We start from the raw sequence: 22,178 nt of genomic DNA on the forward strand, positions 1-22,178 counted from the left end.
TTACGCAAAGACACTATGTATAGAGTCCAGTAACTATTGTCCAATAGTTACAAGTACTATATATAGCGTATCTGCGTAAGCCCTAAAGTAATTATTCATTACTAATAGCTCACTGCTAATAGCTGTTTGCGCAGCATTCCGCAGGAAATGCTTACTAATTCTCAGCTAATAATTAGTAATTGAACTACTCAAATATAAAGCCGAAAAACTTTTTTGCTAATTAGCATCCCAGCTAATATTAATTAGGGTTTGCTGAAAAAATTGGTTGGTGGGGGTAGGAAACGGAGACGCACCAGACGCGGGGACGCGGAGATGGCGGGAACAGACAACGGTTTCGGTCATTTTATGTGAATAAATTTTCTTGAATTTCAGCAAAAAATTTCAGTAAATTGATGCCAATATAGCAGAAGAAAGAAGGAAGAAGGAAGAAGGAAGAAGGAAAAGTATTACGTTGTCTGAGTTTTAAGCTTTTGACCTGTCCTAACCTTTACTTCGACTGCTATAAGAGCTAATAACTAGGAGATAAATTGAATATAAAAAACTCTTAAGCATTAGCTATCCTGACCTTTAGCTTTATGAGCGCAAACCCTAATTATTCTATATGTTTACTTCTCCCCACTCCCCCACTCCCCCACTCCCCCACTCCCCCACTCCCCCACTCCCTAACTCCCCCACTCCCCTACTCCCCACTCCCCCACTCCCCTACTCCCCCACTCCCTCTTTTCCCTTATGAGTAAGACTGTAAAAAACCAGAAAAAAATAATGTCTGGTAGCTGGAAAATTATTAGAAAATTTTGGCCACAAATTCGCAAACAAAAATCGACCATTGCTACTTCTTTATTCGCACTAATAGCTGAAACTTGCTTCCGCTTACTAGAACCTTGGCCACTCAAATTCATCTTTGATAAAATCATCTTGACTGACTTCAATGTCGAACCCGTAGGAATCAAAATTATTGATGACTTTGGTGCGATGGGTCTACTCACTGTTTTAGCTCTAGCAATAGTAGCGATCGCCAGTTTGCGAGCATTAGCAGCTTACTATAGTGCAATTAATAGCGCCCTAGCTGCTACTAATATAATGACCGAAGTCCGTAACCAACTCTACCATCATTTACAAAGTCTCTCCCTATCATTTCACAGTAAAGCCAAAAGTGGAGACCTAATAGCCCGTGTTACTTATGATATAGAACGGTTGCGCGAAGTAACAGTCATCGCAATTGTACCACTGCTGACAAACCTACTTACCTTAGTTGGAATGTTAGGAGTAATGTTCTGGATAAGTTGGCAAAAATCTTTCATTGCTACTTTAGCTTTGCCCATATTTATGATATCCACCTTATATTTGGGTAAGCGCATCGAAAACTCGGCAAGAGTACAACGTAAAAGAGAAGGTGCGATGGCTGCCACTGCAGCTGAAGCAATAGGAGCTATTAAAGTAGTACAAGCTTTATCACTTCAGGAAATGTTGGGGAGCAATTTTTCCAGTCATAACAAGAAAAGTCTAAATGAAGGAGTTCAAACTCAAAAACTGAAAGCTGCTCAAGAGCGCATCGTTGAAATATTATTGGCATTGACAACAGCTCTGGTGTTGTGGCGTGGAGTGCAACTAATTCAGAAAGGAGAGATGACACCAGGAGACTTATTAGTTTTCATCACTTATTTGAAGATGGCTTTTAAGCCAATGCGTCAACTTGCTAAATATACAGGACAAATTGCTAAAGCGACTGCCTCTGGCGAACGTATTGTCGATCTATTAGAAATAGAGCCAAAAATTCAAGATGCGCGGGGTGCCATTTCTGCTCCACCATTCCAAGGTGCAGTTAGGTTTGATAATGTCAGTTTTGCTTATGAGGATGAAAATTTAATTCTCAAAAATGTCAACTTTGAAGTTAAACCAGGGCAAAAAGTTGCTCTAGTTGGTACTTCTGGTGGTGGTAAGTCCACCTTGGTCAGTTTACTATTACGACTATACGACCCATTAGAAGGCAGAATTTTAATTGACGACCGCGACTTGCGAGAATATAAAGTAGATTCCTTACGACAACAAATTAGTATAGTTTTGCAAGATAGTGTATTATTTGCTGTTAGTGTGGGCGATAATATTGCTTATGGTTGTTTGGAAGCTACAGAGGCAGATATTATTACTGCTGCTAAGTTGGCAAATGCCCATGATTTTATTATGGAATTACCCAATGGCTACGATACAGTTGTAGGGGAACGTGGTGCAACCTTATCTGGAGGACAACGTCAAAGAATAGCGATCGCCAGAGCGATCGTGCGACAAGCACCAATAGTTATATTAGATGAGCCAACAGTAGGTTTAGACAATGAAAATGAGCGGGAAGTAAGTGAAGCTTTGGCACGACTAACTGAAAATTGCACCACTTTTTTAATTACCCATGATTTGAGAGCTGCCAAACCTGCTGGTCTGATTTTGTATATTGAGTCAGGTACAATTGTGGAAAAAGGTACTCATCAACAATTAATAGAGCTTGGGGAAAAGTATGCAGGTTTATATAAATTGCAAACTAGCATTAATGTTATCCCAAATCTAGTTTAATTTGAAGAATGCAGAAGGCAGAAGGAAAAGAAAGATTTAAAGGGAGAAGGTTTTTTATCACTAATTATTGCTCTGCTGATTAAATAGCAAAGCATTGACTTATATTGGTTTTAGGCTTTTTACGTCTTTAAAAAGTATGAGCTTTTCGGTAGCTTAGGTTAAAAAAGTGAGGATTTTCGGGAAGCAAAAGCTGAAAAATCACGATCAACAATTTTTATATTATGTCCGGTAGCATCGTTTGTGTATAAAATTAAGGTGATAATAGTAGAAAACCTTCTGCCTCCTGCCTCCTGCCTTCTGCCTTCCTTCCACCAAAGTCTAATTATTCAACCGGACATGATATTACTCCTACCTCCTCGCTCATTCCCCGTTCTTCCTGTCTCCTGTCTCCTACCCAAGCAAAAAGATTTTATTCAGCAAACCCTAATAGACATCTCCAGAAAAGAGGCAGTAGGTAGTAAAGAGAAAGAATTGATATATCTAGTGTGAGAATTGATTTTATTTTTGATTTTTGGAGATGTCTAATTATCCGGACATAATATTAGTCACTTTCCAATGTAATTACTGTAACTTCTGGTGGGCAAAATAATCTGCCTGGAAAATAAGTTCCTAAACCACGGTTCACATATAAATAGTTATTTCCAATTTGATGCAACCCCTGAGACCATTCCCAATACTCAACTATTCTGTGACACTTATCCATAAATGGTACAAAAGGTCGTAAAAATTTAGGTATTAGTCTGCGAACAGGTTCCCGGTATTGAGGGATAGGTCCGATAAATGGCAACCTAATCTGCCCCCCGTGAGTATGACCAGAAAGTTGTAGATCAATACGCCACTTTTGTAAAACTTTAGCGGTATCGGGATTATGGGATAAGACGATCCGGGGGACCGCTTCATCTATAGATTCCATGACTCCAGTAGGTTTGAAGTTACTAGACCAATAGTCCTCTAACCCTACTAAAGCTAAACCTGAACCCAGAGGATAGACGACTTGGTTAAGCAGAATAGGAATGTCTATACGAGTAAAAGCATCAATGACTTTATCCCTGGCGCCCGGATATTCTTCATCGTGGTTGCCGAGTACAGCATAAACTCCAGCGCGACTTTCGAGATATTTCAATCGCAATACTAAATCATATATAGGTGCAGGTTCATCTGTAATAAAGTCACCTGTGAGTAAAATTAAATCTGGTTCAACTTCATTGGTAATAGCGATCGCTTCAGAAAGCAACCATTCGGATAGTCGCAGTCCGTCATAATGGAAGTCGGTCAAGTGTACGAGTTTTGTCCCTTGTAAATGGTTAGGCAACCCAGTAATTTTCAGGGTCAAGTAATCTACCTGCAATTGGCCTGTCAATATCCTGTGCATGGTACATAAACTATTACTACACTGAGGCGCTTATAGCATAGCAAAAGGGAGTGGGGAGTGGGAGAGTGGGGGAGTGGGGGAGTGGGGGAGTGGGGGAGTAGGGGAGTAGTGGAGGAGTGGGGGAGTGGTGGAGTAGGGGAGTGGGGGAGATGGGAGAATTTTTCGGTGGCAGTGCATTTTTATTGGTCGTGCATTGTCATGATTTTTGTTAGGTATGGCAGTGGGAGCATCTTGCTCCCGTTCTACGAAATTTCAAAGGATACAATTTTTCTCTAGTAGACATCTCCTCCACGCATAGGGAGTAGGTAGGGACGTTGCATAAGGGCGTCCCTACAGTAAAGTGAGTGGGAGGAAAAAATTTATAATTTCTGTGAAATAATTGATTTGATTTTTATTATTAGACATCTGGTGAAAAAGAATAGACTTTTTGCAGAAGTAGGCAACAAGCAACAGGGAAGAAGATTTATGAAAAAAACACAAAAAATGATCTATATGTTTAATTTCCGGAGATGTCTAGTGATAATAAATTGACTGACTCTACACCGTCAACAGGGGTACTTAAAATTGTTTGGAGTTTGAATCAATAAGTAATTTTCCCTTCTGTCTTCTTCAATTACCGAAATATTGTGGTTTAAAGCCTCCCCTTTTAAGGGAATAATAAATAAAAATTTTCCTGTTCGTCAATCCTATCCGTTTTCAAGGAGAGGTAATTCTAAATTCTAAATTATAAATTCTAAATTATAAATTCTAAATTATAAATTCTAAATTATAAATTCTAAATTCTTGAATTCTATTTTTTAGGAATTTCTATTATGAATAAGTTGATCGATAGAGATTGTATTCAGACTACAACCTGCTAAAAGTATGAAGAAAACTAGGCAATAAATAAGTTGAGATGATGCTGTATCCCACTGTTGTAGTAAACAAACTCCAAACATTAATGGCATCATTAATAGAAAACCTGCAATAATTGCGTTCCTTGTTTGCAAACCAATTATCATTAGGAACCCAGAAATTAATTCTACAGGAGTAATTATTGCAGCAAATGGTATAATCACAAAACTTGGTACTAATTCTTGAAATCTATCTGCCATTGATTGGATAAATCCTCCCATATTTCCAATTCGGACTAAACCATGTACAAAGAAGTTGATTCCAAATACTATTCTTAATAATGTATAGGCTAAAGTTACATCTTTGCGTTTAAGAAAAATTGGAGTTTCAATGTTATTCATTCTGTTATTCCTGTGAGATTTGTCTCTACAAATATTGGCATTAGGCTCTTATATATAATTCTAAATTTATCATCATTTTGAAGAAGGAAGAAGAAAAAAGGAAGAAGTTGATGGGGTTTGAATTTCCAACTAATTGTAGATAGTGTAGAAAGTGGGGTATTAATACCAAATTGATAAATGTTTGCTACAAATAGCTAGGGTATTTATTAGGAGTCAACCCACCCCTAACCCCTCCTGGGAGGGCAAGTCAGGAATCAGGAGTCGTATGGGAATTGCTTTAATACCTTTTTTAGGGTATAAATTATCTTTTTCTCTTGGTGCGCGTTCCGCAAGCGAGCTGGCGTCGTCGCGGGGTCGCACCGCTTTGTCAAAGGGATATCTCCTGTAAAGTTTTTTTATCGCTCTTACTATTCGTAACATTATTTTTTCAAATTGGTATAAACCCATAAAGAAAAAGATAACATTATATCCGCTTAATTCGGGTTATCAAAACTTTCTTTTCCTAATCCCCGCTTTTCCTTTTTTTACCCCTAATTCTCTATTACCGCTTAATAATTAACAATTAATCCCACATTCCGCACTTCAAGAGCGTATCATTAAAAGCAGTATATAAATCTGTAGCTTGGTAGGTATTTATCATAAGCAAATCATCTCAATACTTTTTTCGTTCATCAAATTCCTAGTAAAAAATTTACGCATAAATACTTGCTCTGATTATGACTCAATCACGGCAGCTATAATTTTCTTCTAAAATTCTGTCTCCAGTATAGCTGTCTCCTGACTCCTTCTTCGGTTGCTACATTTTGTGGTGCGGAATGTGGGTTAATAATTACCTCATTGTTCTATCGCCTCTTTTGTATTATTCCTAACTTTGACATTTATCCTTGAAAAAAATCTCTCTCCCTTCTAATTTACTTCTCATACCAAATTCAAAAAAGGTAGTTATATTAAATCCGTTTATACAGTTGTCACACTCTATACTTTCACTCAATGTAGAGATAAAATGCCAGAATATTTCTAGATAATTCCCACTCTCCTGACCGAAAAACTTTGGTCTCAAGTCTCCCCTTTTAAGGGGATAAAAGGGGATAAAAAAAGATAATATTTTATGTCAAGCCTCCTTATTGCAAAGGTACTGTTAACGCAGTTCCTCCGGAGGAGGCTAACTGATAACTGATAACTGATAACTGATAACTGATAACTGAAATGACTTCTGACTTCTGACTTCTAATTTCCTTTCCTTTAAAAAAAAGAACGTCGCCAATGAAATAAATTTTCTAGGAAATCTTTAACTATTTGATTACCCTCTCTTTTTTGCCTTAACCATGCTGCTGCTGTTTGAGCATTAATTTCTGATACAGTAGGCCAAATATGAGGTAATTCAGCGATCGCTTCCATTTTTATCCCTTGACGAATAGCTAATGCCATAATGTGAACTATTTCACTTGCTTCTATTCCCACTACAGAAACACCTAAAATTTTGCCATTGCGATGACCAATAATTTTACAAAATCCTGTTGTTTTATCTAAAATTTGAGTCCGGTCAATACTTTTAAAATATTGCCGACAAACTAATATATTTTCTCCATAACGTCGTCTCGCTTGAGCTTCGGTTAAACCAACTCTTGCTAATTGTGGATCGGAAAATATTGCCCAAGGAATCCCATAATAATTGACCTTAAAAATCGGGAAATAAAGAATATTTTTCAAGGCAATTTTAGCCTCATAATTAGCAATTTGAGAAAATGAATAACCACCCACTAAATCTCCACAAGCATAAATGCGAGAATTAGTAGTTTGTAACTTTTGATTTAACAATAAATTACTATTATTAAACCTCACACCTACCGCTTCTAAATTCAAACTTTTAAATTCTGGTTTATTCCCTGCTGCTAATATAATCTCATCTGTTTCTATACCTTCATTCCCAACTAAAATCCATTTTTTATCATCAATTTCTCTAGCTTGAGATACTTCAGTTTTAGTTAAAATTCTGATACCTTCTGCTTCTAACTGAGCTTGAACTAAAAATGCTGCTTCTGAATCTTCCTTACCTAAAATATGAGAACTTTTCACTACCATAGTAACTTTAGTTCCCAACCGAGAAAAACTCTGCGCTATTTCTACTCCACTAGGGTCTCCACCAATAACTACTAAACTTTGAGGAAGTTTTGAGAGTTGTTTAATTTCTTGAGGAGTAATAAACTTGGTAGTAGCTAATCCTGGAATAGTTGGTATTATAGGTTGGGATGCTGTAGCTAATAAATATGTGCGAGAGCGCAAATGTCGTCCTTTCACCACAAAAGCTAAATTAGGGCGATCGACAAACTTACCCTCACCAAAAATTACATCTATTCCTAATGCTGCTAAAACGGCAGGTTCATATTTTGATAATTGATTAGAAACCACATAATCAGCATACTTTTTTGCCTCTTCAAACTTAACCCAAATATCCCCAGAATCATCATTACCTTGATAAATTCCAAACAATTGTTTGCGGTCTATCTGCTCAACAAAATTTCCTATTTGACCAATAATTTTGTTGTGATGAAATCCTTGGGTACTACTAAAATCTGAAGAGGAAGGTTGTACAAGTGCCACACGACCTTGCAGTTGTGCTGCGGTAATAGCTGCATAAATTCCTGTTATTGTCCCACCTATGATTACCACATCGTAGTCAAGCATATTTATTATTAGTCAGTAGTCAGTAGCCATTAGAGCAGTATTTTTAAAATTACCACTCTTATTATTTCAAGTTATTAGTGTGTATTGGTCAACTAGCTATTGCCATTAGCTTTTCCAGCGTTGCTGAATAAATGTATGATTTTATAGGAGTCAGGAGTCAGAAAAGAGTTTTTCTGTGACTTTAGAGTCAGAAATAGGTCTAATTTTTACTAATGTTTTTGCTGAAAATTTACCCAAAGTTAAATTTCATACCTCAAATCAGCAACCCCACTTTTCCTACGGAATGCTCTGTAGACAAAACTTAGATTTCCTGAATTATCAATAAATCATACACTTTATCTCCGCCAGTCCCAGATACCGATTCAATTTTTTATCTTTTTCTTTTGGGTTTAATACCCCTCTGTCTACCTATGCTTTATAAACATCTTTCTTAACATAAAACGCGGACATTAGTGAGAAGTTATGTGTAAGTTGTTTGAGAGGCTTTTTCCTCAGAAAAGTGTATTGAATTAGACGTTTTTTTGGGGGTTGCACATTATGGAATGATATTAGACATCTCCAGAAAAGAGGCAACAGCTCCGAAAGGCAACAGGCAACAGGGAGAAATAATTGATAATTTATGGATAATAATTGATTTTATTTTTGATTTTTACGCCTATGTCTATTGCCAAAAATTAGTCGATAATTTGACTCGAAAAAACCTAATATTAATCATTCTAGCAATTCTCAAATCCAAAATTATGTTCATCAAAAATGTCAAATCATTCGTCACTATGCAACGCCTTTTTTTGAATATTCTTACGGACCACACTCCCCACACCTCCCCATCCTACCCACCCTCCCATCAAGGTTTCAGGAGTTCCTGATCAGGGATAGCTGTCTACAGGGTATTGACAATTGGTTGGTGTTTGAGTCCCCATCCACTTTTTCCTTCTTCCTTCTTTCTTCTTCCTTCTTCCTTCTTCAACAATTCAAAATTTCTGCTAAAGCATCAAGTAACATTTGATTCTCTTCTTTGGTACGGACAGCCACTCGAAAATAGCGATCGCCCAATTCTGGAAAACTTAAACAATCTCTAATCAAAATTTTATGCCGTTTCAGTAATATTGTCTGTAACCAGTCAACAGACTTTTGTGAATGAACTAATAAAAAATTGGCTGCACCGGGATATGGCTCTAACCCCGGTAACTCCGCCAATCCTTGGAATAACTGGGAACGAGCATCTGCCAACCAATCCCAAGTTAGCCGTTGAAATGCTTGGTCTTGTAAAACTGCTTGAGCCGCGGCAATAGCTAAAGTATTTACAGGCCAGGGGTCTCGCCACTGTTGCCATTTCCGAAGGCGTTCAGGATGAGAAATTGCATAACCAAGGCGTAGTCCAGGTAAACTGTAAAATTTAGTCAAAGAGCGTAAAATGACCAAATTATCAAATTCTGTCACCAATGACACCAAGCTTTCTAGTTGAGGCGGTGGTAAGAAGTCCATAAATGCTTCATCTACCACTACCAAACCGAACTTTTCTAAATAAGGGACAATTGCTTCAGGCTTCATCAACATTCCCGTAGGATTATGAGGATTATTGAGAAGTAGTCCTTTATTAGTATCAGCTCCTATTTCCAACTGAGGTAATTGCGATCGCCCGATGATTAAGGGACATTCAACTACATTAGCGGTAAAAGTTTGCAGGGCCCGTCGATAATCACCAAAAGCTGGCGTTACCAAATAAGTTGTCTCCAGCTTTGACAAATCTAGAGCTGCCCAAGTTAATAATTCGGCCGCACCATTGCCAGGTAAAACCCACTCTGGAGTCAGAGGAGGATGTGCTAGACTCAGCGCTCTCTTTAACTCCTGATAACTAGGGTCTGGATAAGCTCTGAGTTTGCCGATCTGACTTTGAATGGCATGGATAGCCGAATCTGGTGGCCCTAGAGGATTAATACTGGCAGAAAAATCAAGAATAGCAGATATTGGACAACCTGCTATTGTGGCTGCCCAAGCTAAATTTCCTCCGTGTACTGGTTTAGTCAAAGCTGGATATGATTATTTACCGTTTTTGTCTGCTACTAACTCTTTGAAAGATTTACCCGCAGAAAAAGCAGGCACTGTAGTTTCAGGTATTTCCATTTTGTCACCTGTTTTGGGATTACGACCTTCCCTGGCTTTGCGTTCTCTTGATTCAAATGAACCAAAGCCCACGAGGGTAACTTTATCTCCACTGGCCACAGCCTCCATAATAGCTTCTAGGGCTGCACTAAGTACAGCATCGGCTTGCTTTTTAGTGACATCAGCTTTTTTTGCAATTTCGTCAACTAATTCGCCTTTGTTCATTGAAATACTCCTTTTTGATTTGGACAGAATGTTCTAGCGGGGTTTAGTTTGCAGCAAGTAAATCTAAAGTTCAGGTAAGCAAGGTCTTGGGATACCATAGATAGGTTTTTAACTATCAGGCTTTTTGTGATTAACTTCAACCTTTTGTTTCTTCTACCAAAACCTCAGACCTGTTGACTGGTAATGCTTTCCTCTCTTCTCTTGCCTATCATAAGCATGAGTTTTTGGGATAACATCAGGATCTTTTTGCTGAAAACCCCATACAATCTAGCTTTCACTGGTTTATTCTAATCTGTGCTTGGGCGATCTGGAACGGTGAAACCTTTAATTTATGTGGATTTCTAGACTTCTTTAGTTTTTAATTATATTTTGGGCCAAAAAAACTGTTGTAGATTGCTTAAAGGACTTTTTTTCCAGATTTTCTTATTTTTGTGGTGCCTCAAATTCATTCTGGAAAGCACTCTGGGTGAAAAGGTTTTTGCCTCTAACTATCTGCCGATCTAGGATGAAAAATTTCCATTGGTGGAGCTGATTGCTAGTATCAATATCTATGGCAATTTCCGGCAAGAACTGAAAAAAAAAGGGGATTTTTTTTACTTAGCCAAAAAAATAGTTGACAATAAGCTTGGAGGTGATTTGATTGTACGCCAAAAAATTTGAATTAAAACTCAATAACCAAGAGCGCTCACTTATGGCTCAGTGTGCTGGTTATGCCCGTTTTGTTTACAACTATGGCCTCAATATGGTTAATGGAACTTCTGCCATGACCAAAGTTAACAAACGTGGTCAGAAAGTTAGCTTGAGTTACACATTACGCATTTTAGAAGCTAAAAAAGTCTTTACTAACTATGTAAAAAAGCAACCAGAATATGCCTGGACAAATGATTATTCCTCTCGCATTTATCAAAGCGCTTTTCAACATCTAGGTGAAGCATTTAAACGGTATAAAGAAGGAATAAGTAAATATCCTAAATTGAAAAGGAAAAAAGACAGACAATCTTTTACGGTTTATGACAGTAATGGAAAAGTAACTATTAGTCCTGGTAAAAAAATTAAAATACCAACATTAGGAACTTTTAGATTATGGGAATCAATACCTTACTCCACAGCAAGTCAGACTTTTACTATTAGTAGAACAGGGGGAAAATGGTTTGTTAGTTTTAGTATTGAAGCCGAGCAGTTGCCAGTTCATCCTCTATTAGATGAGCGACAATACGAAACTTTTGGTATAGATGTTGGGGTCAAACAATTTGCCAGTATAGCAAACCAAGAAAAGAGGGACTCCGAAGTTGTAAGTCTCCCAGACTCTATTAAACTAGAGCAATTAAAAATTGCTAAGTTTCAATGGCGCAATAGGAATAAACAACTAGGAGGTAAAGGTAAACCACCTTCAAAAAATGCCATTAAATATTACAAAAAACTCGCGAAGTACCATTGTCATATTGCTAACGTGCGTAGGGATTTCATAGAGAAAACTACTACACTCTTAGTGGGTAAAGTTAAGCACGTCTGCTTAGAGAGTTTAAATGTTAAAGGTATGATGAAAAATGGTAAATTGGCAGCGTCTATAGCCCGCCAAGGATTTTATCAATTTAGGGAACGATTGACAACCAAAATCGTTGCTTCTGGTGGAACTATAGTGCTAGCTGACCAGTGGTTTCCATCTTCTAAAACTTGTCATAGTTGCGGTAAAATTCATCAAGAATTAAAGTTAAAGGACCGTACTTTTAACTGTCCTCACTGTGGAATGAGAATAGACCGGGACTTGAATGCGGCATTGGTGTTATCTCAGTATGGGGAAGTTAATCAAAAAAATAGGGTAGGCTGTACCCAAATTTACGCTTGTGAACTGGAAGAGGGCGGCCTCCCAGGTTGAAGCAAGAAGCAAACATCTTTGACTGGCATTACCAGGTTTTACCTAGTGAGTGCCGGAATTATGTAGGTATTGTACAGCAGATGAGTGGAGTCTGGTTTGGTGAGATAGTAGTTAAAACTAAGACGTTGTAGTTTTTTAATCAACCAAAGTGGGATGGTTCAAATTAAATCAATCAATATAGACCATCCCTGAAATTTAACCTTAACGCGTTCTTGGCTGACCCCTTTCCATCATTTGCAAAGCATCTGGACTAGGATTAAATCGATAACCCCAAGAAGAGCGATCGCCATCATCCAGTATTTGAGGTGTTAGTAAGACAATTGTCTCTGCTCGTTGATTGTCATTTTGACTACTGCGGAAGAGAGGACCAATTATTGGTAAATCTCCTAAAATAGGTACTTTGCTGATTGTCGTTCTTTCTTGCTCTTGAATAATGCCAGAAATAATCAGAGTTTGTCCATCCCGTAGGCGAATTCTGCCAGATTCTACCCGACGCCTGGCTATTTCTGTACCAAATTCACTTGCATTATCAGCATCTGTTGGTATCCTCTGGGAAATAAAACTCACTTCTGGATTAACAGTTACAGTTACAAAGCCATTATCGTCTATTCTCTCTACTTGTATAGCTAGGGTTAGACCTACATCTTCAAATCTAACAGTTCTAGTTTCTCGAGTTGTACCTCCATCATCTGTAAAATTACTGTCAATACTTCTGACAATATTTTCTACAAGTCTGACACTAGCTATTTCTCCTTCCTGAACCACTAAAGTTGGGTCGGTGAGAATTTTAGCATTACCGCTGGTAACAGTAGCCCTTAGTTGACCAAGAAATCGCCTTGGATACAAAATCTGGGGAAATAAGCCAAATTCTGCCTCTCCTAGTTCTACCTCCAATATTCCATCGTCAGTAATTTCTACCTCTGATGGTTCATAATCTGTAATCCCAACTCTTGTAGGTTCGCTTGTTGTGGGAGCTATTGGTCTGAGGAAAGTACCTCTACCTTGATTGACGTTAGGGATACCTGTAAATGGAACGTCAAATGTACGTTGGCTATCAAAGAATGGGTCGTTTCCAGCAAGTGGGTTACCAGTGACAGGACGAGAAAGAGGACTAGCATTTTGTTGTGTAATAGTAGCAGGTTGGAGACTGCCAAAATTCAGAGATGCTGCCCCATTATCGTTAATAAAGAAACTGTCGTTAACTCCGAAGGAGAAACTACTATTAAAGTTTTCGTCTGCTGCTAAATTAATATCTATAACCTTGACGTTTACAGCTACTTGCCTCTGTCGTAAATCTAGCTGTACCAGTTGGGCAGCAGCAATCTCTACTTGTTGTGGTGGTCCTACTAAAGTCACACTATTAAGTCGGCTATCAGTTACTACTTGTAAACCTTTTAACAATGGGGGAGCATCTTGGGGGTCGTAACGTAGAGGCTGAATAACTGTTCTTTCAATTGTTTCTGTATTTGTAATTGCCTGATTAGTTCCTGGAATATTAACTGTATTCACCTGAGTTACTGGCTGACTTGTCACAATTGCACTTTCAGCTCCCATACTAACTAAGAAACCTGCAGCAGCTTGGGCTGTAACCTGGTTTAAGCGGAAAGAACGAACTACAACATTTCTGGCTTCTGTTGGTAACTCTTGCCCCACAAATACTGTATTCCCTACTCGGTTGGCCTGCAACCCACTTAGACGTAGAACATAGTTAAAAACATCTTGAACAGACTCATTTTCAATATCCAGAGAGATGCTAGGTCCAGTTTCTTCTTCCCCACCTGAACTGAAGGCTACATTCAACCCGGCAGCCCTAGCTAATAAAGCTAAAACATCTCTGACTGGAGCATCTCGCAATACTAAACGAGGTATTCTTTCTTGTGTGCCTAAATCTATAACTTCTACTGAGGGATTAATATTGGATATTGCGATGTCACCTACTGGTGGTGCTACTGCTCGTGGTTGAAAAGGGGGGACTTCACTGGGGGATGGTTGTCCTGGTAAGGTGGGGAAACCATCTCCTGTTAGTTCAGAATCTGGTAATAATACGTTTGGTTCTTGGGCTGTAGTGGTTTCTCTTGGAGGTACTACAGTAGGTTCCGGTTGTACAGGTGGGGGTGCAGGTTCAGATGCTTCTGAGGGTGGGGGAAAGCTATTAGGTTTAGGTGTAGATGCTTGAGCTACTTCTCCTGAACCTGCAGCAGCGCTCAGAATAATTCCTTGGCCACCTCCTTGAATTATTCTGCCTCTGGGAGGGCCTTCTATACCTTGGATGACTACCCGCACGCTGTTGGCATCTACCTGCATTACTTCTACATATTTTATGCCTGGTGCTGGACTATCTTTCCGAAATTTGTTGCCTTCGGGAATGCTTAGTTGGGCATTTATTATGTCTGCAACGAAAGAGTTATCTCTATTTACTGAGAAAACTTCGGGGCGATCGCCATTGTTTGTCATTAGGACGATGTTCACGCCGCCTTCTACTGAACTTAACTGAACTTGGGTGATTTGTGTGACTGCAAAAGCTGGTGTCTGGGCGATGATTACTGCAGCTACCCCACTTAACAGTCCACTACTAAATTGAATTTGCTGTTTCACTGTCCTCACTCCACGCTAGGTGATGATTAGGAAATTTTTGGTGTTTGGCTAGAGTATAATAAAAATTCAACAGAAATATAATATATAGTTAAATATAGTTTCTTGTCTCTAGAAATTTGGGCGAATATTTAAGATAATCTAACTTTGTCGGCGATCGATCATAGAAAATCAAATAGCCTCTAGAGTCAAATATCTGAGTTCAATAGGGTGAAATTCCACCGACTGACACGCTACCTCTAGACACATAAGAACCTACATCCAAGCCTCTGTATTATGACCAAGCAGAAATTGAATCAGGGAGTTCGTCCAGAAAGAGTAAAATGCATAAGTAGGGTTTGCGTATGGAAAGTCTTTTGGTAGGGATAGGAGACAGGAGACAGGAGACAACCCACCCCTAACCTCTCCCAACCCACCTCTAACCCCTCCCTGGAGGGGAGGGGAAGACAGGATAAAAGGGAATTTAGAGGAGGTAGGAGTAAGAATTGTCTCAAGATTGTTCTGCCCAACTATGCACCTAAAATACTAACTTTTTGAGCGTGAAGAGCTGAAAACCAGGCACTACAATTCGACCCCAAAAAGGCTAAAACCTTTATCTGTAAATACTTTTAGATTTAATAAGCAAGCCCTAAGTATTTTTAAGAACAAAGAGTACCGTAGTTTTTAGCAAATTACGTTAACTTTTATTTTATCCCACATTCTGCACTTCAATTTGTAACATGAAAATCAGTATAAAATCCGCAGCTTGCTTAAGTATTTATACTATATAAATTATCTTCATTTACCTCGATCAGGAGTCAAATTCTCAGATTACTTATGGCAGCATAAATACTTGCTGAATCCTTGACTCCTATTGACCACTATAATTTTCTTCTTACTCCTTACTTCTTAATTATTTCTGACTTTTGAGTTTTGAGTTTTGAGTTTTGACTTATATTTTTCTGCTACGTTCTGTCGTTCAGGAGTCAAATTCTCAGATTACTTATGGCAGCATAAATACTTACTGAATCCTTGACTCCTATTGACCACTATAATTTTCTTCTTACTTCTTACTTCTTAATTATTTCTGAGTTTTGAGTTTTGAGTTTTGACTTATATTTTGCTGCTACGTTCTGTCGTTCAGGAGTCAAATTCTCAGATTACTTATGGCAGCATAAATACTTGCTAAATCCTTGACTCCTATTGACCACTATAATTTTCTTCTTACTTCTTACTTCTTAATTATTTCTGAGTTTTGAGTTTTGAGTTTTGAGTTTTGAGTTTTGAGTTTTGACTTATATTTTGCTGCTACGTTCTGTCGTTCAGGAGTCAAATTCTCAGATTACTTATGGCAGCATAAATACTTGCTAAATCCTTGACTCCTATTGACCACTATAATTTTCTTCTTACTTCTTACTTCTTATTATTTCTGACTTTTGACTTTTGAATTTTGACTTATATTTTTCTGCTACGTTCTGTCGTTCAGGAGTCAAATTCTCAGATTACTTATGGCAGCATAAATACTTACTAAATCCTTGACTCCTATTGACCACTATAATTTTCTTCTTACTTCTTACTTCTTAATTATTTCTGAGTTTTGAGTTTTGAGTTTTGAGTTTTGAGTTTTGAGTTTTGACTTATATTTTGCTGCTACGTTCTGTAGTTCAGGAGTCAAATTCCCAGATTACTTATGGCAGCATAAATACTTGCTAAATCCTTGACTCCTATTGACCACTATAATTTTCTTCTTACTTCTTACTTCTTAATTATTTCTGAGTTTTGAGTTTTGAGTTTTGAGTTTTGAGTTTTGAGTTTTGAGTTTTGAGTTTTGACTTATATTTTGCTGCTACGTTCTGTCGTTCAGGAGTCAAATTCTCAGATTACTTATGGCAGCATAAATACTTGCTAAATCCTTGACTCCTATTGACCACTATAATTTTCTTCTTACTTCTTACTTCTTATTATTTCTGACTTTTGACTTTTGAATTTTGACTTATATTTTTCTGCTACGTTCTGTCGTTCAGGAGTCAAATTCTCAGATTACTTATGGCAGCATAAATACTTGCTAAATCCTTGACTCCTATTGACCACTATAATTTTCTTCTTACTTCTTACTTCTTATTATTTCTGACTTTTGACTTTTGAATTTTGACTTATATTTTTTTGACTGTTGACTTTTGACTGTTGACTTATCTTTTTCTGTTACGTTCTGTAGTTCAGGAGTCAAATTCCCAGATTACTTATGGCAGCATAAATACTTACTGAATCCTTGACTCCTATTGACCACTATAATTTTCTTCTTACTTCTTACTTCTTATTATTTCTGACTTTTGACTTTTGAATTTTGACTTATATTTTTTGACTGTTGACTTTTGACTGTTGACTTATCTTTTTCTGTTACGTTCTGTAGTTCAGGAGTCAAATTCCCAGATTACTTATGGCAGCATAAATACTTACTGAATCCTTGACTCCTATTGACCACTATAATTTTCTTCTTACTTCTTACTTCTTATTATTTCTGACTTTTGACTTTTGACTTTTGACTTATATTTTTTTGACTGTTGACTTTTGACTGTTTACTTATCTTTTTCTGTTACGTTCTGTAGTTCAGGAGTCAAATTCCCAGATTACTTATGGCAGCATAAATACTTACTGAATCCTTGACTCCTATTGACCACTATAATTTTCTTCTTACTTCTTACTTCTTATTATTTCTGACTTTTAACTTTTGACTTTTGACTTATATTTTTTGACTGTTGACTTTTGACTGTTTACTTATCTTTTTCTGTTACGTTCTGTAGTTCAGGAGTCAAATTCCCAGATTACTTATGGCAGCATAAATACTTACTGAATCCTTGACTCCTATTGACCACTATAATTTTCTTCTTACTTCTTACTTCTTATTATTTCTGACTTTTAACTTTTGACTTTTGACTTATATTTTTTGACTGTTGACTTTTGACTGTTTACTTATCTTTTTCTGTTACGTTCTGTAGTTCAGGAGTCAAATTCCAGATTACTTATGGCAGCATAAATACTTACTGAATCCTTGACTCCTATTGACCACTATAATTTTCTTCTTACTTCTTACTTCTTATTATTTCTGACTTTTAACTTTTGAATTTTGACTTTTGACTTATATTTTGCTGCTACGTTTTGTCGTGCAGAATGTAGGTTTATTGCTCTTCTGGTTTGGCCGATTCTGGTTTAGCCAATGATTCTTGTTCGCTTAAAGCCAACAGAGCGTGCATATCAAAGGATGTTCTGAGTCTACTTTCTGGTTGACTGACTGGTACAAATCTATTTTGTCTCCATTCAACTTCGATAATTTGATTTCCTTGCTGTAGTTTAGTTCTTAAGTTTTTTACTACCAGTAATGTTTGCATTCGCTCCAAAGCAATCATAAAGGCTCTTGTTTGGGCATAAGTTCCTTCAAATTCTACTTTGAATTCTCGTCGCTTTAATTTACCATTTACCAGTGGTCCTAATGAATTATCGTTAACTATATAGTTGCCATCTTTTGACTCTACTGGTTGAAATTTAATCATTTTTGCCTGTCGGTCTTCATCCCTAATACCTGTATTAATTTGATCGATCAGCTTATTCATATCGTACAGCAGAGTTTTCATGGTTTTTTCACTGGCAAATAAGCTGGTTACGTCTTCTCTTTGTTTCTCAGCTTCTACCATTTCTGCTTCTGCTTTTGGTCGTTCTTTTATTTGTTTTTTCTGTTCTTTTATAGTATTTTCTGCTGTCTGTATTTCTGTTCTTAATGCAGCACTTTTTTCAATGGCAGGTTTGAGCTGACTATATGCTAAAAATCCTGCTGCTCCTAACCCGACAACGCCAATAACTGCTCCGAGAAATCTGGGGTCTTTGAGTGAGATGCCGAATATTTTCGGACCCCCTAATTCTCCTTCTTGTTCTTCTAGTTCTGGATTCCATTCATTTGCTACTACCATTTTTAAAATACTCCTTTTTCTGTTAATGTTTCTATTCTATCTACTAATCCAATTGCTCCTTGACTTTTTAATTGAGGCAATAATTCTGATGCGCCTAAAGGGCTGAGATTTGTTTCTATTTTATATTCAACTACTTGTGGTAATTCTGGTATATCTGGGGCTAAAGTTGACCTAGATTCTTGTAATTCTAGTCTGGTTGGATTGGCTTTTTTCGTAGCACTAATTAGTTTTGTTTTTTCTCCTTGGAAAAAGGGAGAATTTTGCAGTAGCAATAAAAAGTCATTGACTTGGCCATAAGAATCTGCAGTTCCCGAAAATGATACAGTTGCTGTTGGTTTTGGTGGCGCTGCTGCCTGTTCTTTTATCCCCTTTTGGATCTTTTGATGCTGCTGGAGCAACTATTTTTGGTTCTTTTTGTTCGATACTAGCTATTTTGACCCCACTAGGTATTAGGGTGCCAAATTCTCCCAATAAAGCTGACCATGGTTTAATTTGGTCAAAAACTGTTGCTAAGGCTTTTGCTTCTGCTTTAAATGTTTTAGTCTTTTCTTTGATTGCTTCTATATCTTTAATTTGGGCGTTTAGTTTGCTCAATTCGCCATTTAATTTGTCTAGGTCTGCCTGTAATTTGGTGTTTACTCGATTGAGATAGAACCATCCACCAGCAACTAGACCATTAACTGCTACTGCTACTGCAGCCCCAATTAGAATTGGTTTGGGGTCTTCTAGTGATGGTCCATCACGATCGGGTTTGGGAATATCTTTTTTATATTCTGGGCGGTCGTTGAGAAAATTTATATCTAAGCCATACATAATTAATTTAAACCTCTCTTAATCCTAAACCTAATACCACTCCTAGACTAGAACGTTGTTCTGGTGGAATTTCTTGTTCTATTTCTAGGGCTAAAGTTTCTATTGGATCGACTTTAGATGCAGGTAAACTTAAACGTTGCATAAAAAAGTCATCTATTTGTCCTATTGCTGCACCCGACCCTGTTAATAATAATTGTGCCACCTCCAAATCTTCAAATTGATTGAGATAAAAATCTATTGAGCGTCGTAGCTCATCCCCTAATTCTGCTAATACTTTTAGTAAGGCATTAGTTCCGGGGTTTGGTTCGTTTCCTGTGACTCCCATTGTATCTAATACTGGAACGGTCATTCCCAGTAGTTCGCTGGTATCTCTGGTTGGAGGTAAGTTCATTGCTTCGTTTAAGGAAGATTGCATTTGATAAGTACCAATGGGAATTGTCCGGTTAAATTGAGGTACTCCATCTACTACGATAGCAAGTTCAGTACTGTCAAATTCTAAATCTGCTATTACTGTTGCTTCTTGGGGTCCATACTGTTGAAGTATATCTTTTACTGTTCGGATTAAGGCAAAGTTACTTACTTCTAAAACATCTATTGCTAATCCTGCTTGGGTGAATACTTCTATGTAGCTATCTGTTACTTCTTTTCTAGTTGCTACTAAGGCTACTTGTACTTTTTCTAAATCATCATTTGGATCTACTATTATTCCTAATTTTTGGTAGTCTACATCTGCTTCTTCTCTGGGAAATGGTAAGTATAAACCTGCTTCTTGATTCATATAATCTTGCAATTCTTGGTCGTTTAATTCTGCTGGTACAGGTATTACACGAGTTACTGCTTCTCTGCCGGGAATTGCTGTTGCTACTCTTCTGGTCTTGATATTATTTTCTTCTATAATTGACTCTATTAGCTCTGATACTGTAGGAGCATCAACTATTTGACCTTCTAAAAATACATCTTCTGGTACTTCTACTGTGGCAAGGGTTACTAACTTTAGTTTGTCTCCTTGTTTACGAATTTCAGCAATATTTATTCTTTCTGGGCCTATCTCTACTCCTATTCCTGGTTGCTTTTTTAATAAGTTTTTAAGTAATTAACCATGGTTTTCCTGATTTTAATTTAATACAAATGTGTTTTTTTAATTTGCCATAATTAGAGCTATGAATTATGGCTGTTTTGAATCAATTAAATGGTCTATCTATATTTACATCTCATTTGAAAACACTATAGACAGTTAAGTGATTTTAAATATCATCATGTTACAGCTTAAATTTAATCTAATTTTTTTGACGAGCAAATCATCTAGATAGGGTAATAAAGCTGACTGGTGAATCCTGAATGCTTACAAATAGACAAACAGATAGTAATCAAAAATTATATAATAATTTGATTGTTACCTAGTTATTCAAAGTGTACAATCTCTCACAGTTTCAATAAAATAACTATATTTCAGATACTTTTTAAATTTTATAAAATGTTTTACATCGTTAAAGGGAAACGGTTTAGGTTATTTGCTACATTCGGACTAATTTTAACATTTTTGATTAGTTGCACCACTCTCTCTCCTAGTAACTTCAATACTCAAGAAATTAAGTTTTGGACGATACAGCTTCAACCTCAATTTACGAATTATTTTAATCAATTGATTACTGATTTTGAAACTGATAATCCAGATTTATCAGTACGATGGGTTGATATACCTTGGTCAGTTATGGAAAAGAAAACTCAGAGTGCTATTTTGGCAAAAAATCTTCCAGATGTGGTTAATCTTAACTCAAGTTTTGGATATCTATTGACTGAAACTAATGCTTGGTTAAATTTGGATACTATATTATCAGATTCGGTAAAAATCAATATTTATCTAACCTTTGGCAGGCTAGTCAAATTAATGGTAAAAGTTTTGGTATCCCCTGGTATGCTACAACAAATATAACTATTTATAATTCTCAGCTATTTCAACAAGCAGGACTAGAGCAACCTCCCAAAAATTATTCAGAGTTAGCAGAGGTGGCTAAACAGATTAAAGAAAAAACTGATAAGTACGCATTTTTTATTTCTTTTCTACCAGAAGAATTGTCAGAGGTACTAGAATCTTTTGGCAAGATGGGAGTAAAACTATTAGATGTTGATGGAAAGGCTGCTTTTAATACTCCAACTGGTCGGGCAGTATTTAAGTATTGGGTCGATCTATATCAAGATGGGCTATTACCAAAGGAAGTATTGACAAAAGGAAGTCAGGCTGGTATAGATTTATATCTATCTGGAGAAATAGCTATGTTGTTTTCTGGGTCGGAAGCGATCGAGGCAATATCTGAAAATGCACCAGAGATTGGACAAGTCTCAAAACCTGTATCTCAAATTACAGGTGAAACTGGTAAAAATAGTATTATGCTAATGAATTTAGCTATTTCTGGTAATACTAAACTACCAGACCGAGCGCTGAAATTTGCTTTGTTTATCACTAACAATCAAAATCAAACGGCTTTTACTCAAGAGGCTAATGTTCTACCTTCTATAACTCAGACTTTAGAGAATAATTATTTTCAAAATCTTCCTTCTGATGCTTCTACTCAAGATAAGGCTCGAATTATTAGTGCTAATCAAATGCTTAAAGCAGAAGTTTTACTTCCACCAGTTAAAAATGTGAATAAGTTGAAACAGATTATTTCTCAAAATTTACAGGCAGCTATGTTGGCAGAAAAAACTGTTGAAGAGGCGATCGCTGATGCAGCATTTGAATGGGATAATTTATCGGGAATATAGGGAAGAAGATA

General features: G+C 37.1%; 17 protein-coding genes. 6 read left to right on the plus strand and 11 right to left on the minus strand.

Going from position 1 to position 22,178, the window contains the following annotated elements:
- The first annotated feature begins 762 nt into the window (after positions 1 to 762).
- Entirely contained in the window at positions 763 to 2,562 is a 1,800-nt protein-coding gene (locus SAGCYANO_RS31200; protein WP_237396876.1) for an ABC transporter ATP-binding protein, read from the plus strand.
- Positions 2,563 to 3,103: 541 nt separating this feature from the next.
- On the opposite strand, the gene SAGCYANO_RS31205 is transcribed toward SAGCYANO_RS31200, so the two are convergent.
- Positions 3,104 to 3,934, minus strand: coding sequence for a metallophosphoesterase (locus SAGCYANO_RS31205; protein WP_202223629.1), 831 nt, complete (start codon positions 3,932 to 3,934; stop codon positions 3,104 to 3,106).
- A gap of 57 nt (positions 3,935 to 3,991) precedes the next feature.
- Here SAGCYANO_RS31205 and SAGCYANO_RS31210 point away from each other — a divergent pair, with 57 nt between their 5' ends.
- Positions 3,992 to 4,210, plus strand: a complete 219-nt coding sequence (locus SAGCYANO_RS31210) for a hypothetical protein (protein ID WP_202223653.1) — start codon at positions 3,992 to 3,994, stop codon at positions 4,208 to 4,210.
- Between the two features lie 521 nt (positions 4,211 to 4,731).
- On the opposite strand, the gene SAGCYANO_RS31215 is transcribed toward SAGCYANO_RS31210, so the two are convergent.
- The 5 genes from SAGCYANO_RS31215 to SAGCYANO_RS31235 all read right to left on the minus strand — a co-directional run bounded on the left by SAGCYANO_RS31215 (position 4,732) and on the right by SAGCYANO_RS31235 (position 10,182).
- A complete protein-coding gene (locus SAGCYANO_RS31215; protein WP_202223630.1) occupies positions 4,732 to 5,169 on the minus strand; it encodes a DoxX family protein in 438 nt (145 codons plus the stop codon).
- Positions 5,170 to 5,382: 213 nt separating this feature from the next.
- Positions 5,383 to 5,589, minus strand: coding sequence for a hypothetical protein (locus SAGCYANO_RS31220; RefSeq protein ID WP_202223631.1), 207 nt, complete (start codon positions 5,587 to 5,589; stop codon positions 5,383 to 5,385).
- 822 nt (positions 5,590 to 6,411) lie between these two features.
- Positions 6,412 to 7,854 carry an NAD(P)/FAD-dependent oxidoreductase gene (locus SAGCYANO_RS31225; protein WP_202223632.1) on the minus strand — a complete coding sequence of 481 codons (1,443 nt, stop codon included), beginning with the start codon at positions 7,852 to 7,854 and terminating at the stop codon, positions 6,412 to 6,414.
- Positions 7,855 to 8,817: 963 nt separating this feature from the next.
- Entirely contained in the window at positions 8,818 to 9,882 is a 1,065-nt protein-coding gene (gene cobD, locus SAGCYANO_RS31230) for a threonine-phosphate decarboxylase CobD (RefSeq protein WP_202223633.1), read from the minus strand.
- A 12-nt stretch (positions 9,883 to 9,894) separates the two neighbouring features.
- The gene (locus tag SAGCYANO_RS31235; protein WP_094671573.1) at positions 9,895 to 10,182 is read right to left on the minus strand and encodes an HU family DNA-binding protein; all 288 of its coding nucleotides are present in this window, start codon (positions 10,180 to 10,182) and stop codon (positions 9,895 to 9,897) included.
- Between the two features lie 640 nt (positions 10,183 to 10,822).
- Between SAGCYANO_RS31235 and SAGCYANO_RS31240 the strand changes: the two genes are divergently transcribed.
- Together SAGCYANO_RS31240 and SAGCYANO_RS48240 are read left to right on the plus strand one after the other, a co-directional pair.
- Positions 10,823 to 12,058 carry a transposase gene (locus tag SAGCYANO_RS31240; protein WP_237396877.1) on the plus strand — a complete coding sequence of 412 codons (1,236 nt, stop codon included), beginning with the start codon at positions 10,823 to 10,825 and terminating at the stop codon, positions 12,056 to 12,058.
- Positions 12,055 to 12,189: a hypothetical protein gene (locus SAGCYANO_RS48240; RefSeq protein ID WP_255502768.1), complete on the plus strand. Its 135-nt coding sequence runs from the start codon at positions 12,055 to 12,057 to the stop codon at positions 12,187 to 12,189. The genes SAGCYANO_RS31240 and SAGCYANO_RS48240 overlap by 4 nt, the downstream gene beginning before the upstream one ends.
- A 70-nt stretch (positions 12,190 to 12,259) precedes the next feature.
- Here SAGCYANO_RS48240 and SAGCYANO_RS31245 read toward each other — a convergent pair whose 3' ends face one another.
- The 5 genes from SAGCYANO_RS31245 to pilM form a co-directional block, all read right to left on the minus strand.
- Positions 12,260 to 14,653, minus strand: a complete 2,394-nt coding sequence (locus SAGCYANO_RS31245) for a type IV pilus secretin family protein (protein WP_202223634.1) — start codon at positions 14,651 to 14,653, stop codon at positions 12,260 to 12,262.
- A 3,152-nt stretch (positions 14,654 to 17,805) separates the two neighbouring features.
- Complete coding sequence (locus SAGCYANO_RS31250; protein ID WP_202223635.1) at positions 17,806 to 18,591, minus strand: pilus assembly protein PilO; 786 nt, start codon at positions 18,589 to 18,591, stop codon at positions 17,806 to 17,808.
- A gap of 2 nt (positions 18,592 to 18,593) precedes the next feature.
- The gene (locus tag SAGCYANO_RS46040; protein WP_375340025.1) at positions 18,594 to 18,863 is read right to left on the minus strand and encodes a hypothetical protein; all 270 of its coding nucleotides are present in this window, start codon (positions 18,861 to 18,863) and stop codon (positions 18,594 to 18,596) included.
- Positions 18,864 to 18,870: 7 nt separating this feature from the next.
- A complete protein-coding gene (locus SAGCYANO_RS31255; RefSeq protein ID WP_237396879.1) occupies positions 18,871 to 19,404 on the minus strand; it encodes a PilN domain-containing protein in 534 nt (177 codons plus the stop codon).
- Positions 19,405 to 19,411: 7 nt separating this feature from the next.
- A complete protein-coding gene (pilM, locus tag SAGCYANO_RS31260) occupies positions 19,412 to 20,464 on the minus strand; it encodes a type IV pilus assembly protein PilM (protein ID WP_202223651.1) in 1,053 nt (350 codons plus the stop codon).
- 414 nt (positions 20,465 to 20,878) lie between these two features.
- Here pilM and SAGCYANO_RS49590 point away from each other — a divergent pair, with 414 nt between their 5' ends.
- On the plus strand, positions 20,879 to 21,337 hold the full coding sequence (locus SAGCYANO_RS49590; protein ID WP_307786021.1) for an extracellular solute-binding protein: 459 nt from the start codon (positions 20,879 to 20,881) through the stop codon (positions 21,335 to 21,337).
- Positions 21,310 to 22,167, plus strand: a complete 858-nt coding sequence (locus SAGCYANO_RS49595) for an extracellular solute-binding protein (protein WP_375340026.1) — start codon at positions 21,310 to 21,312, stop codon at positions 22,165 to 22,167. Before SAGCYANO_RS49590 ends, SAGCYANO_RS49595 begins: the two co-directional genes overlap by 28 nt.
- Positions 22,168 to 22,178 lie beyond the last annotated feature (11 nt).

This window comes from Okeania sp. KiyG1, from assembly GCF_014132355.1.
In the GTDB taxonomy this organism is placed as follows: Bacteria; Cyanobacteriota; Cyanobacteriia; order Cyanobacteriales; family Microcoleaceae; genus Okeania.